The organism is Mesorhizobium sp. G2-6-1, from assembly GCF_055809095.1.
The window spans coordinates 3,567,642-3,582,532 of the sequence record NZ_CM147896.1; the positions used below are offsets into that span (position 1 = coordinate 3,567,642).

A 14,891-nucleotide genomic window follows, 5' to 3' on the forward strand; every position below is an offset into this window, starting at 1 on the left:
TTAAAAGCTTCTTACTGTGCCACTTGCGTCGCGTTACAATATGTATATACATAAAAGAAAGCAATTGAAACGAGAAAGATCATGGCTGGGGAGAGGAATTTGCCGATACGCACCCGCATCTGGCGCAACGCGCGTCTGGCGACACTATCAGAGGCGCTTCCGGGTCTCGGCGTGGTCGAGCACGGAGCCGTTGCCACACAGGGTGATCGGATCACCTATGCTGGTCCGGAAGCGGATATGCCTTCGCCGTCCGCCAGTGCGGAGATTATCGACTGCGAAAACCGCTGGATCACACCCGGTCTGATCGACTGCCATACTCATCTCGTTCATGCTGGCAATCGGGCCAACGAATTTGAAATGCGACTGGCTGGCGCAAGCTATGAAGAAGTTGCAAGGGCCGGGGCGGGATCGTCTCTTCGGTCAAGGCGCTGCGCGCTGCCAGCGAGAACGAATTGGTTGCTCAGTCATTGCCTCGCCTTGATGCATTTCTCGCCGAAGGTGTAACCACGATCGAGATCAAGTCCGGATATGGGCTCGATCTGGAGAACGAGAAAAAATCGTTGCGTGCCGCGCGCCGTCTTTCGAGTGAAAGACAAATCACGGTTCAAACGTCGTTTCTTGGTGCGCATGCATTGCCGGTCGAGGCTGATGGCGACAAGGAAAGCTACATTGATCTCGTTGCAAACCAGATGTTGCCAGCCATCGCCAATGAGGGTTTGGCAGACGCTGTCGATGGGTTTTGCGAGGGAATAGCCTTTTCCCCGGCGCAGATTGCGCGGGTCTTTGATGCAGCGCGTGCTGCTGGATTGCCGGTCAAATTGCACGCCGATCAACTCTCCAATTTGCATGGCGCAGAATTGGCGGCGCGTTATGGTGCATTGTCGGTCGATCATCTTGAATATACAGATGAAGCCGGTGCCGCAGCGATGGCAAAAGCCGGTAGCGTGGCAACCATTCTTCCCGGTGCGTTCTACTTTATTCGTGAGACGAAAAAGCCGCCGATCGACCTGTTTCGCAAGCATCATGTGGCGATGGCTGTCGCCACTGACTGCAATCCAGGCACGTCGCCACTAACTTCGCTTCTATTGACCATGAATATGGCCGCGACGCTTTTTGGCATGACGGTGAATGAGTGCCTCGCTGGCGTTACGCGCGAAGCCGCGCGGGCACTTGGAATGTCGGCTGAAATCGGCACGCTGGAGGCCGGTAAATCCGCCGATCTGGCAATTTGGGACATTGAGAGCCCAGCAGAACTTGTCTACCGCATGGGCTTCAACCCGCTTCATGCACGCATCTGGAGAGGATTATGACTGAGCTTGTACTGAAACCGGGCAACGCAACGCTTGCCGATTGGCGCGCTATATATCGCGGTGCGGTTCCAATTCTCGATCCCGGATGCAAGCCCAAAATCAAGGCGAGCGCCGATGCCGTTGGTCGCATTCTTGCCAAGGATGAGCCGGTTTATGGCATCAATACCGGTTTTGGCAAACTGGCCAGCGTGCGCATTCCTGCTTCCGACCTTGAAACGCTTCAGCGTAATATCGTGTTGTCTCATGCCGCAGGTGTCGGCGAGCCGATGCCGGTCGAAATCACGCGCCTGATGATGGCACTGAAACTTGCCAGCCTTGCTCAAGGTGCTTCAGGTGTGCGCCCGCAGACAATTGAACTGCTTCAATCCATGTTGGCAAATGATGTGATCCCGGTTGTTCCCGCACAAGGGTCGGTCGGTGCATCGGGCGACCTTGCGCCATTGTCGCATATGACTGCGGCGATGATCGGCGTTGGTGAGTGTTTCACACCTCACGGCCGTGTGCCGGCAAAGGTTGCCTTCGTCTCGCATGGCCTTGAACCGGCGATCCTGGGCGCAAAAGAAGGCCTCGCATTTTTGAACGGCACCCAATTTTCGACCGCCTTTGCTCTGGCAGCCTTGTTTGATGCGGAAGTGCTTTATCAATCGGCACTTGTCTCGGGCGCGTTGTCCACGGATGCGGCACGCGGCTCCGATGCTCCGTTCGACAAGCGCATCCATCAGTTGAGAAAGCATCGCGGCCAGATCGAGACAGCCGAAGCGCTGCGCTCCCTGATGGCTGGCAGTGCCATTCGCGACTCTCATCGTGTCGGAGATGAAAGGGTGCAAGACCCCTATTGCCTGCGCTGTCAGCCGCAAGTCATGGGTGCTGCACTCGATGTGTTGCGCAAGGCTGCCGACACGCTTGAAACAGAAGCTAACGGTGTTACCGACAACCCGTTGATCTTCGCGGAAGACGACACCGCGCTTTCGGGTGGTAATTTCCACGCCGAGCCGGTCGCGTTCGCCGCCGATATGATCGCGCTGGCAGTTTGCGAGATCGGTTCACTCTCTGAACGCCGTATTGCCATGCTTGTCGATCCGGCATTGTCGGGCATGCCTGCCTTTCTTACGCCGAAACCGGGATTAAATTCCGGCTTCATGATCCCCCAGGTGACGGCAGCGGCTCTTGTCTCGGAAAACAAGCAAAAGGCTTATCCGGCCAGCGTCGATTCCATACCCACTTCCGCCAACCAGGAAGATCACGTCTCGATGGCGGCTCATGGGGCCAGGCGCTTGATCGGCATGATCGAAAACGCCACTGCCGTAATCGGCATCGAACTTCTGGCGGCAGCGCAAGGTTGCGATTTCCATCAGCCGCTGGCATCGAGCAAACCGCTTGAAGCTGTGCGCGCGCTGGTGCGCGCCGAAGTGCCCCATCTCGATACTGATCGCTATTTTCATCCTGAAATGGAGAGCGCCATTACAATGGTGCGTAGTGGTGCGGTCATTGATGCGGCAAAGGCGATTGGCCTGCCGCAAATCTCGGGTACTCCGTCATGAGTGTTCTGCCGTGGTTGAGTGTTACGCGTGGTGATGCGCCACTACTCGTGAGCGTTCCACACACCGGCACCGAATTGGCTGACCTTGAAGATCGACTGGTTTCGCCGTGGCTTGCACGACGCGATACCGACTGGTGGATTGAACAGCTCTACGACTTTGCTTCCGATCTTGGGGCAACGGTGGTGCGCACATCGATTTCGCGCACGGTGATAGATGTCAATCGCGACCCGTCTGGCGTATCGCTCTACCCCGGCCAAACGACCACTGGCCTTTGTCCGACGGAAACATTCGACGGCGATCCGCTGTACCGCGAAGGTGAAGAGCCGGATGTCGCGGAAATCGACAAACGGCGAGCCGCTTATTTCACGCCCTATCATTCGGCGCTACAGGAGGAGATCGACCGCCTTCGCAAACAGCATGGGAAGATTGTCCTCTACGATTGCCATTCCATTCGCTCAATTCTTCCGCGTTTGTTCGACAACGAATTGCCCGTGTTCAATCTCGGCACCAATGACGGCAAGAGCGCCGATCCGGCTTTGCAGGAGCTGGTGCGTGAAATCATGGCAAAGACGAATGAGACATTCGTCGTCAATGGACGTTTCAAGGGCGGCTGGATCACCCGCCATTTCGGGCAACCGTCAAGCGGCGTTCATGCACTGCAAATGGAACTGTCCTGTCGCGGTTATATGCGCGAGCCAGAGGGCAAGAGCACGCCGGAAACCTGGCCAACACCATACGACCCGAATTTCACCGCGCCAATGCGCGCTACTCTCACCAACATTCTGGAAGCCGCACTGCGCTGGGCGCGCGGCTAAACATCGAAATCAATTGGAGGTCATCAATGACAAGCCATTCCCGCATTGACAATGCTCGCGTCATCCGCGCTGCACACGGCACCGAGCTTTCGGCTAAAAGCTGGCTGACTGAAGCGCCGCTCAGGATGTTGATGAACAATCTCGACCCGATGGTCGCAGAAAAGCCTGGTGAACTCGTGGTCTATGGCGGCATCGGGCGCGCCGCCCGTGACTGGAACAGCTTTGACCGCATCGTGGACGCGTTGCGTGCACTTGAGGACAATGAAACGCTTCTGGTTCAGTCCGGCAAACCGGTTGGTGTCTTTCGCACACACAAGGATGCACCACGCGTTCTCATTGCAAACTCCAATCTGGTGCCGCATTGGGCAAACTGGGAGCATTTCAACGAGCTCGATAAGAAAGGCTTGATGATGTACGGCCAGATGACGGCCGGATCATGGATCTATATCGGCAGTCAGGGCATCGTACAGGGCACCTACGAGACTTTCGTGGAACTTGGTCGCCAGCATTACAATGGTGATCTGTCCGGGCGCTGGATTCTGACGGCTGGGCTCGGCGGCATGGGTGGTGCGCAGCCATTGGCAGCGACGATGGCGGGCGCGGCCTGTCTCGCAGTCGAGTGTCAGGCAAGCCGCATCGAGATGCGTCTCAAGACCGGTTATGTAGATGTGCAGGCCAAGGATCTCGACGATGCGCTGGCAATCATCGACAAGGCTTGCAAGGAAAAGAAGGCGATTTCTGTTGCGCTGCTCGGCAACGCCGCCGATGTTTTCCCTGAACTGGTAAAGCGTGGCGTGAAGCCAGATGCGGTGACCGACCAAACTTCGGCGCACGATCCTGTCAACGGCTACCTGCCGCAAGGCTGGACGGTTTCGCAATGGGAAGAAAAGCGTGAGCGCGATCCCAAATCCGTCGACAAGGCGGCACGCGCATCTATGGCCGTACAGGTCAAGGCAATGCTCGCCTTCCACGAAATGGGTATTCCCACAGTCGATTACGGCAACAATATCCGTCAGATGGCGCTGGAGGAGGGGGTCACTAACGCTTTCGATTTTCCGGGCTTCGTTCCTGCCTATATCCGGCCGCTGTTCTGCCGCGGTATCGGGCCATTCCGGTGGGCTGCCCTGTCGGGCGACCCGGAAGATATCTACAAGACGGATGCCAAGGTGAAAGAACTCACGCCCGGCAATCATCACCTGCACAACTGGCTCGACATGGCGCAAAAGCGCATCCATTTTCAGGGTCTGCCAGCGCGTATTTGCTGGGTCGGTCTTGGCGACCGCCATCGCCTCGGCCTTGCCTTCAACGAAATGGTGGCAAATGGCGAACTGAAAGCGCCCGTCGTGATCGGTCGCGATCACCTCGATTCAGGGTCGGTTGCATCGCCAAATCGTGAAACAGAAGCGATGCAGGACGGCTCCGATGCCGTCTCCGATTGGCCTTTGCTTAACGCGTTGCTGAATACCGCCTCCGGGGCGACATGGGTTTCGCTACATCACGGCGGCGGCGTCGGTATGGGCTTTTCCCAACATTCAGGCATGGTCATTGTTTGTGATGGCAGCAATGACGCTGCCCGGCGCATCGAGCGCGTTCTCTGGAACGATCCGGCAACCGGCGTGATGCGTCATGCAGATGCGGGATACGACATCGCTATTCAATGCGCCAAGGAGCATCAACTCAATCTCCCGGGCATACTGGGTTGAAAATAAGTGCACGTTCTACGAACCGCTGACTATAAAACGATGCCGTGGAAGAACGGTGGAGGAGTGACGACAGAGATTGCCGTCGCTCCTCAAGGCGCGGCGATTGGCGACTTTGACTGGCGCATCTCCATGGCGCAGGTCAAAGAAAACGGACCGTTTTCGACCTTTCATGGCATCGACCGCACATTATCAGTGCTTCACGGCGAGGGTCTCATCCTCGAAATTGATGGAAAAACTCCGATCGGTCTGACAATGGAGTCGCAACCTTTGTCATTCCCCGCTGACGCGCCCACAGATGCGACACTGATTTCCGGGGCGATAACAGACCTCAACGTGATGACACGCCGCGGACGGTGTGAGCATACCGTTGAGCGGGTCAAACTCTGGGAGCCTGCCGAGGTTGAGATGAAGGCAAAAAGCCTGTTGATTTTCTGCCTCAATGGTCAAATTCTCATACGAAATGAAACAGAAGTAATGCTCGGCCCTCATGAGACGCTAATAGCTGATGGCCGCGACACGGCCCTACAACTCGACCCAATCGGCACTGCAACGTTTTTCATAATTCAAATTCAAGATGTTAAGCGCTAGAGAGCAAAAATAGCGCCGCAGGACAGCGCGTCCTGAATGGGCGCATTCGCAGGCGCTATAATCACGAAAAAGCCAGAATTCATCTCATTCGATTGATCCGAGATGCACATAAAGGGCATGTCCGGAGGTTGTCGGAAAGACAACGCCTGCTATTGTCTGTCTGGAAGTTGACGTTGCCCTGTTTTGCTTTTGTTGCGATGCAACCAAACGCATTTTAATCGGTTATACGAATATGGTCACGGTGGCGCCACCGTGGCGGATTCCTGCCGCATGGAAACTTAATGAACATTCAAACCAATTCCGATCGCCTGGAAATTGCAAGTGCAAAAATTCCCGCTGCACCCGAGACTCCGATCCGTTCGCGGTTTTGTCACGAGGACCGCCTGCATGAACTGGGCGAGAGCTTGGCAAGAGGTGAGGGGGACGATCTTCCCGGTTTGATACCGTTTGATTTTCATGCGCGCATTCGTGAAAACGCAAAGAAAATTCTGGACGTCTACCGTTCGACCAACGCAGCGCAAGCCAAGGGTGAAACGATAACGCCTGCGGCGCAATGGTTGCTCGACAATAACTACCTTGTCGAAGAAACGATCTACCAGATCAAACGGGATTTACCTCGACGTTTCTATCGCCAATTGCCGACGCTTGCCTTGGCTGGCGGCACGAATGTGCCTCGCGCACTGGCGCTTGCATGGACCTATGTCGCCCATTCCGACAGCTCTATTTCGGCAAATATGTTCAAGGCGATCGCGGAAGGGTTCCAATCCGTTGAACCGATGAAGATCGGCGAGATATGGGCGCTTCCTTCGTTGCTTCGTTTTGTCCTGATCGAGAATTTGCGTCGACTTGCGGTGCGGGTTAATCGGGCACGCGACATGCGGCTCATCGCCAACGAGGTTGCCGATCGAATTCTGGCATCGGGAGAGATCGACGAACATCTCAACCTGTTGTCGGGATATGAAGCGCACGCACAGGACACGACATTTGCCACGCAATTGCTCTACCGGCTCAGAGATGGATCGCAAAATGCGGGCAGGGCGCTTGAATGGCTTGAAAACGAGCTGGAAAAATCAGGGTCGGATGCCGAAGAGATCATTATTGACGAGCATCAGACACTATCCAGCGGAAACGTCACCACGGGTAATATCATCCGGGGCCTGCGCCTGATCAACGATGTCGAATGGACTTCGTGGTTTGAGGGTGTCAGCCGCATCGATGCGTTACTACGCGACAATACAGACTTCGGTTCGCTCGATTTTGCCTCCCGTGACCAATATCGCGCTGCAATCGAAGAATTGGCCCGTCGCTCTGGCTACTCGGAATATGACATTGCTGAAAAAGCGATCGAATTGGCCGGGAACAGGTCTGAACCGGATGCGTCCACCGGTTTGGTCACATCATTATCAAAAGCCGATGTTGGGTTTTATCTTGTCGGTCCACATAGACCAAAACTGGAAAAGGCCATCGGCTATCGTCCGGCATTCGGTCAAACGCTGAAGCGTGGCTTCCGAAAATCCAACTGGCTGGGCATCGTGCTGCCAGTGTTCGCCCTGACTGTCCTTCTGGTTTATTTGGCTGGCAATGCGTTGATTGCCCTGAATTTGCCGGTTGCTGCCGTCGTCTTGATGCTGGTCTTGTTCTCGGTGCCGGCGAGCGAGGGTGCCCTGGCATTTTTCAACACCGTTGTTTTGCTTTTTCTAAAGCCAACAAGGCTCGTGGGATACGAATATAAGAATGGTGTTCCTGCGACGGCTCGTACGCTGGTCGTGGTACCGTCGCTGATCGGATCGCGTGACGACGTCGAGGAAAATATCCGAAACATCGAAGTGCATCACTTGGCCAATATGTCGGGTGAACTCTATTTCGCGTTGTTGTCGGATTGGTCCGATAGCGATACCGAAATTGAAACGGCTGATACCGAAATTCTGGAATTTGCCCGCTCGCAGATCGCTCGGCTCAACGAACGCCATCCAAGTGAAGGGATCAAACGCTTCCATCTTCTGCACAGGCGTCGCCTCTATAACCCCGGACAAGGCAAGTGGATGGGGTGGGAGCGAAAGCGCGGCAAATTGCATGAACTCAATCTGCTCTTGCGTGGCGATAACGACACCACCTTCATGCCGCTTGAGACGCCACTTCCTGAAAACGTCGTCCATGTGATGACGCTTGACGCCGATACGCGCACGACCCGTGACGCTATCGCCAGATTGGTGGGAAAATTGTGCCACCCACTCAACCGCCCGCATTACGACGCAGAGCGGCGCGTGGTGAGCGCAGGCTATGCGATTTTGCAACCTCGCATCACGCCATCGCTTACCACTGGTGATGAAGCATCCTTCTTTCAGCGCGTCTTTTCTTCTAACCGCGGTCTCGACCCGTATGTATTTGCAGTCTCAGATCTCTATCAGGACGTTTTCGGCGCCGGGTCATTTACCGGGAAGGGCCTGTACCACATCGACGCGTTCGAAGCCGCGCTCAAGGATCGTTTTGACGAAAACGCGGTTCTCAGCCACGATTTGCTCGAAGGTGCATTGGCGCGTTCTGCACTGGTCAGCGATGTGGAACTGGTCGAAGATTATCCGACCCGCTACTCGGTGGATCTCGTCACGCCAACACCGCTGGGCGCGGGGTGACTGGCAGTTGTTGAGATTTATTGCAAACCCGCTGTCGGGTGTGCCTGCATTGTCGCGCTGGAAGATGATCGACAATCTGCGTCGTTCGCTTACCCCTATTTTCTGGGTGATGGCCGCTGTCGCTGGCTGGTCGCTTTTGCAGTTCACGCAGGCAGCACAATGGCAGGCGCTCTTGATCCTGAGCCTGTTTATGGCTCCTACCTTTGACATCGTGAATGCGATCCTTCCCAAAGATCGTGATCTGACGGCGCGCGGTCATTTTTCCGCGCTGGCGCACGATGTTGCCTTTGGTACAGCCATGGTGGCACTGAAAATCGTGCTGATGGCACACACAGCCTGGATGATGGGTGATGCAATCGTCCGCACGCTTTATCGCCTGTTCGTCAGCAGGAAGAACTTGCTCGAATGGCGCACCGCATCCCAGGCACAAAAGAACGGAGATAACAATCTCGGTTCTTATTACCGGATGATGTACGGTGCCGTCATTATCGGCCTTGTTGGCCTCGCCATTCCGGTATTTGTCGACTCCACCGGTGCGTTTGTTGCGTTTTTCTTCGCGCTTTTCTGGGTAGGTTCGCCAGCATTTGCATGGTTGATCAGCAGGTCAGCCGAAACCGAAGATCGGTTGCATCTTTCGGCGCGTGACAGTCATACACTTCGTATTGTGGCGCGGCGTACATGGCATTATTTCGAGACTTTCGTCACGGAAGAACATCACAATCTGCCGCCCGACAATTTTCAGGAAACGCCGACACCGGTTGTGGCGCAACGCACGTCGCCAACCAATATCGGCGTCTACCTTATTTCTGTAGTGTCGGCGCGCGACTTCGGCTGGATAAGTCTGGCAGATGCCATCACGCGTATCGAAGCAACCATTGCTACTATAGAGAACATGCCGCGTGAGCGCGGTCATCTGTTCAACTGGTACGACACCAAGACTCTCAAACCGCTTTATCCGCTCTACATATCGAGCGTCGACAGCGGCAATCTGGCCGGCCATCTGGTTTGTGTCGCAGCAGCTTGTGCAGAATGGGCAGAGGCACCTTCGGTTCATCTACAAGGAGACTTTGAAGGGGTTCTCGATGCGGTCGCCATCCTCGATGAGTGTCTTGAGAACTTACCTGACGATCGACGCCAGTTGCGCCCGCTTAGGCAACGGCTTGCCGACCGGCTGGACGGTATGCGCCGTGCAGTGCACATCATCAAGGCGCAACCCGAGATGGCTTCCATCCGTACGATCAATCTTTCCGTATTGGCAGGCGAAATCCGCAAACTTGCCAATGCCATTCATACGGAAGTCGGCTCCACAAACAGTGAAATTATCGTCGACTGGAGCGAACGGCTTGACGCGACTTGCGAGGCGCATGTTCAAGACTCGCACAGTGACGAAAAGACAGTCGAGACGTTGCGTGGCCGATTGTTGAAATTGCGTGAGCGTACACGTCAATTTGCATTCGAGATGGAATTCTCGTTTCTGCTGCGTCAGGAGCGCAAACTTCTGTCGATTGGCTATCGGGTAGACGAGCATCAACTTGACGAGAGTTGTTACGACCTGTTGGCTTCCGAGGCGCGACTGACCAGCCTGTTCGCCATTGCCAAAGGCGACCTGCCAACCGAGCACTGGTTTAAACTTGGTCGACCGATTGTCGAGATCGGCTTCAGGGGCGCGCTCATGTCGTGGTCGGGCTCGATGTTTGAGTATCTGATGCCACCTTTGGTGATGAAGGAACCGCACGGCAGCCTTCTCAATCAAACCAGCAAACTCATCATCAACCGGCAAATTCAGTATGGGCGCTCAAAAAATGTACCGTGGGGTATTTCTGAGGCTGCCTATAATGCCCGCGACCGGGAACTGACTTATCAGTATACCAATTTCGGGGTTCCGGGCCTTGGACTGAAGAGGGGCTTGGACACAATACTGTTGTCGCGCCCTATGCAACCATTCTGGCTGCTCAATTCATGCCGCGTGAGGCGGTCGAAAACCTGAAACGGCTGAATAAAATCGGCGCACTCGGGCGACATGGGTATTATGACGCCGTGGATTTCACGCCGCAGCGCGTTCCGCAGGGTTCCGACCATGCCGTGGTTATGAATTACTTCGCGCATCATTCGGGAATGACGATTGCGGCCATCGCCGACGCCGTCTTTGAAGGGCGTTTGCGCGAGCGTTTTCACAGCGATCCCGTCATAGAGTCGGCGGAATTGCTCCTGCAAGAAAAAGCTCCGCGCGAAATTCCTGCCGATACAGTCAGAACGGAAGCGGAAGACAGGCCGGGACCGGATGAGTCAGAGCTTCAAAATCTTGATACCCGGATCATCCTTGATCCAGCGTGGGCGCTGCGCGCGACGAGCTTGATGTCTAACGGGCATTATTCAGTCATGCTGACCGCGACAGGCACCGGCTACAGCCATTGGGGCGAATTATCCGTCACGCGGTGGCAGCCGGACCCCACGGAGGATCGACTTGGGTCTTATATCTTCCTGCGCGATGCGGAAACGGACCTGTGGTGGTCAACGACGGTTGTGCCTCGGGCGGCGCACGGCGAACGGGTGCATACCGCGTTTTCTGATGACAAGGTGACTTTCGTCAAAACCGTTGGAACGCTGCGCTCCGAGGTGGAGTGTATCGTCATTTCCGAAGGAAATGGCGAGGGCCGGCGTGTCACGCTTTTCAATGACGGCTCATCCGATCGCCATATCGAAGTGACTTCGTTTGCCGAATTTGTGCTTGCACCCAATGCGACAGACAATGCCCATCCCGCATTTTCTAAGATGTTTGTCGAAACTGAAATTACCCAGAATAACGACGCAATTATCGCCACACGGCGAAAACGCGACGACAAGGAACCGGATATTGCGGCCGCCCATTTCGTAACCGACCCTTCACAAAGCGGGCGTGAAACTGAGGTTGAAACCGATCGCCGGGCCTTTATCGGCCGCGGCCGCTCGATTGGCGATGCCGCAGCTTTCGACAAAGGCGCCAAACTTGGCGGTAGTTCCGGGTTTACGCTGGACCCGATTGCCTCGCTGCGCAGATGGGTGCGCGTTCCTGCAAACAAGAAGGTTTCGCTGACTTTCTGGACGATTGTGGGCGCAAATCGCGGCGAACTTGACGAGGCTATGGCGAGGCTGGACCACCCGGAGAGTTTTGCACGCCAGTCGATGCTCGCATGGACCAGATCGCAGGTTCAGACCCGGCATATGGGTCTTAGTCTTGCCGATGCAGCCAATGTCCAGAAATTGGCGCGCTATCTGATTTATCCAGACCCCAGTCTGCGTTTGCCTTCAGAAGTGCTAGTGACCGGGCTTGGAAAGCAATCCAGCCTCTGGCCAACCAGCATCTCCGGGGATTTTCCGATTTTCGCGGTCAGGATTGATGATCTGGCTGATCTGGAAATCGTCGCGCAGGCACTTCGCTTCCAGGAATATATGCGCGCGCGCGGTATGATGGCCGATCTGGTGATCGTCAACGAGCAAGCCTCTTCATATGTTCAAGACTTGCAGCAAGCCATTGAATCCTTGTGCGAAAACAGTCGTGTGCGCGGCTCGGAACTTGGACCCCGTCAGCATATCTTCGCCGTCCGTCGTGATCTGATGGACGAACCGACCTACCGGACCCTGCTTGCCTCGGCGCGCGTCGTATTGCACACGCGCAACGGAACCATATTGGACCAGATTGAACGTGCAGAGGCGACTGCACTACAGGCGCGCGATACGTTGCAACCGTCGGGGCCGACTGCATCGCGTCAATTCGAAGTAACAACAGCGGGCAGCAATCCTGTCTCGATGAGCAAGCCTGCCGATGGCAGCGGCTTGCAGCATTGGAATGGTTTTGGCGGGTTCGATGGAGACGGGCGCCATTATGTTGTGCGTCTCGATGGTCACAACGCCACGCCACAGCCGTGGATAAATGTGATCGCAAATGAAGCGTTCGGCTTTCACACGTCGGCTGAAGGGGCAGCATTTACCTGGAGCCGCAACAGTCGCGATTATCAACTGACGCCATGGTCGAACGATCCTGTGACCAATCGGCCGGGCGAGGGCATCTACATCTACGACCATGCCAGCGGAACTGCGTTTTCGCCGATGGCTGCTGTCGTGCGTGACCCCTTGATGACCTATGAAACATGGCACGGGCAGGGTTTTTCGACATTCAGGTCGAGCCGTGGCGCGCTTTCAATGGATCTTACCCATCTGGTCGATCCCGTCGATCCCGTGAAAGTATCGAGGTTGCGCATTCAAAACACCGGTTCGGTGCCTCTGAAGTTACGCATCTATGCTTATGCAGAATGGGTTCTTGGGACCCATCGCTCCACAACCGCAGCCACGATCGTTCCATCCATTGACGAGAAGAGTGGGGCTCTCCTGGCGCACAATCCTTACAATCTCGATTATGGCGAGCGCGTGGCATTTCTGGCCAGCGACCAGGCACCGCAATCAGTGACAGCGGATCGCCTGGAATTTCTCGGTCGTGGCGGCAGCACGCAAGCTCCACATGCTGTTTTGAAAGGAGACGTGTTGTCTGGCCGTGTCGAGGCAGGTGACGATCCCTGTGCAGCAATTGCCCGAGACATTGAGGTGCCGGCTAATGGCAACGTGACGCTGTTGTGGCTGATCGGCGATGCCGCGTCCGCATCCGAAGCCAGCGAAATCATCAAGCGCAATTGCGCGAAGGATTTCGATGAACGGTTAGCCGAGAACGAAACGACATGGCGCGCTTTTCTCGACACCATTCAGGTGGAGACCCCGGACACGGGGCTGAATGCGATGGTCAATCACTGGCTTCCCTATCAGAGCCTTACCTGTCGCATTCGCGCCCGCTCCGCTTTTTACCAAGCCAGCGGCGCTTTCGGTTTTCGCGATCAATTGCAGGATACGCTTGCCTTGCTGGCGCACGATTCCAGTCTGGCGCGCCATCAGATACTTAATGCTGCAAGCCGGCAATTCCCTGAAGGCGATGTTCAGCACTGGTGGTTGCCGCGCACCGGTGCAGGCGTGCGCACCACTATATCCGACGATGTCGTTTGGTTGGCTTATGCCGTTTCATACTATGTTTCGGTCACCGGCGACCGATCCATCCTGAAGGAAAAGATCCATTTCATTGACGGCGAGCAATTGAGAGACGGCGAACACGATAGCTTCTTTACGCCCGAAATTTCGAAGAAAAGCGCCCCGCTCTACGAGCATTGCGCGCGTGCGCTTGATCTTGCAATCAAGCGAAGCAGCGCCAACGGCCTGCCGTTGATCATGGGCGGCGACTGGAACGACGGAATGAACCGTGTCGGGGAAGCCGGAAGTGGAGAAAGTGTCTGGCTTGGCTGGTTCCTGCTTAAGGCATTGAACGATTTTGCAGACATCGCCAAGGCAGAAGGTAATGCCAAGCATGCTCAAACCTGGCAGAAGCATGCCAATAAATTGAAACGGGCGCTGGAAAACACAGCCTGGGACGGACAGTGGTATCGTCGGGGCAGTTTTGACGATGGAACGCCATTGGGATCGCGCAGTTCGGACGAATGCAAGATCGACTCGATTGCCCAGTCGTGGAGCGTCCTGTCGGGTGAGGGCGATCCAACCCGCTCACAAACGGCTATGGAGCAGGCTATCGACCTTCTCGTCGATGAGGAGCAACAAATCATCAAGCTCTTCACGCCGCCCTTTTCAAAAACCAAAAAGAACCCCGGCTATATCAAAAGCTATCCGCCAGGCGTCCGTGAAAATGGCGGGCAATATACGCATGCGGCTACGTGGTTCGTGATTGCACTGGCCGAAATGGGTCGGGTGGATGATGCCTACAAATGTTTGTCGATGCTCAATCCGATCAATCATTCTCCGGATCTCGATGCAGCAGAACGCTACCGCGTCGAGCCATACGTCGTTGCGGCAGATATCTATTCGGGCGAAGGGAAGGGCGGGCGTGGTGGCTGGACCTGGTATACGGGATCGGCGGGATGGCTCTATCGCGCGGCTGTCGAATCCGTTCTGGGCATCCAACGTCGCGGCAAACGTATCGAATTCACCCCGCGCATACCTACCCATTGGGATGGATATTCGGCGAAACTCAATATGTTGGGCTCATCCTTGAATGTTCGCATCATGCGTGCCAAAGGCGTAAAATCCATATCTCTGGAAGTCGATGGATCGAAAGTGAAAGGGTCGTCATTCGAACCCAAAAATGGCACTTCGATGGACGTTGTCGTGCGAATTCCATTGTGAGCACAAGTCACGATCAAAAGGTGGTTGGCTAAATTCTTACGCTTGCCGCATCGTCGCCATTATTTCGCCGCATCAAAGGCATTTTACC

7 protein-coding genes and 1 pseudogene are annotated in these 14,891 nt (G+C 55.4%); all 8 read left to right on the forward strand.

Translation table 11 applies throughout. The annotated features are described in order from the left end of the window. The first annotated feature begins 81 nt into the window (after positions 1-81). A pseudogene (gene hutI / locus AC0L7S_RS17185) lies at positions 82-1,310 on the forward strand (imidazolonepropionase). After that, positions 1,307-2,851 carry a histidine ammonia-lyase gene (gene hutH, locus AC0L7S_RS17190; RefSeq protein WP_473472119.1) on the forward strand — a complete coding sequence of 515 codons (1,545 nt, stop codon included), beginning with the start codon at positions 1,307-1,309 and terminating at the stop codon, positions 2,849-2,851. The pseudogene hutI and the gene hutH overlap by 4 nt, the downstream one beginning before the upstream one ends. Beyond that, positions 2,848-3,666, forward strand: a complete 819-nt coding sequence (hutG, locus tag AC0L7S_RS17195) for an N-formylglutamate deformylase (RefSeq protein WP_473472120.1) — start codon at positions 2,848-2,850, stop codon at positions 3,664-3,666. The genes hutH and hutG overlap by 4 nt, the downstream gene beginning before the upstream one ends. 26 nt (positions 3,667-3,692) lie before the next feature. Beyond that, the gene (gene hutU / locus AC0L7S_RS17200) at positions 3,693-5,369 is read left to right on the forward strand and encodes a urocanate hydratase (RefSeq protein ID WP_473472121.1); all 1,677 of its coding nucleotides are present in this window, start codon (positions 3,693-3,695) and stop codon (positions 5,367-5,369) included. Between the two features lie 39 nt (positions 5,370-5,408). Then, on the forward strand, positions 5,409-5,957 hold the full coding sequence (locus tag AC0L7S_RS17205) for a HutD/Ves family protein (protein ID WP_473472122.1): 549 nt from the start codon (positions 5,409-5,411) through the stop codon (positions 5,955-5,957). 281 nt (positions 5,958-6,238) lie between these two features. After that, the gene (locus tag AC0L7S_RS17210) at positions 6,239-8,590 is read left to right on the forward strand and encodes a hypothetical protein (RefSeq protein WP_473472123.1); all 2,352 of its coding nucleotides are present in this window, start codon (positions 6,239-6,241) and stop codon (positions 8,588-8,590) included. A 7-nt stretch (positions 8,591-8,597) separates the two neighbouring features. Next, a complete protein-coding gene (locus AC0L7S_RS17215; RefSeq protein ID WP_473472124.1) occupies positions 8,598-10,577 on the forward strand; it encodes a hypothetical protein in 1,980 nt (659 codons plus the stop codon). Beyond that, positions 10,550-14,803, forward strand: a complete 4,254-nt coding sequence (locus AC0L7S_RS17220; protein ID WP_473472125.1) for a GH36-type glycosyl hydrolase domain-containing protein — start codon at positions 10,550-10,552, stop codon at positions 14,801-14,803. The genes AC0L7S_RS17215 and AC0L7S_RS17220 overlap by 28 nt, the downstream gene beginning before the upstream one ends. The last annotated feature ends 88 nt before the right edge of the window (positions 14,804-14,891 follow it).

Coding starts and splice junctions, on each gene's coding strand:
- hutH (WP_473472119.1), top strand. CDS start 1,307: ATGACTGAGCTTGTACTGAAACCGGGCAACGCAACGCTTGCCGATTGG.
- hutG (WP_473472120.1), top strand. CDS start 2,848: ATGAGTGTTCTGCCGTGGTTGAGTGTTACGCGTGGTGATGCGCCACTA.
- hutU (WP_473472121.1), top strand. CDS start 3,693: ATGACAAGCCATTCCCGCATTGACAATGCTCGCGTCATCCGCGCTGCA.
- AC0L7S_RS17205 (WP_473472122.1), top strand. CDS start 5,409: ATGCCGTGGAAGAACGGTGGAGGAGTGACGACAGAGATTGCCGTCGCT.
- AC0L7S_RS17210 (WP_473472123.1), top strand. CDS start 6,239: ATGAACATTCAAACCAATTCCGATCGCCTGGAAATTGCAAGTGCAAAA.
- AC0L7S_RS17220 (WP_473472125.1), top strand. CDS start 10,550: ATGCCGCGTGAGGCGGTCGAAAACCTGAAACGGCTGAATAAAATCGGC.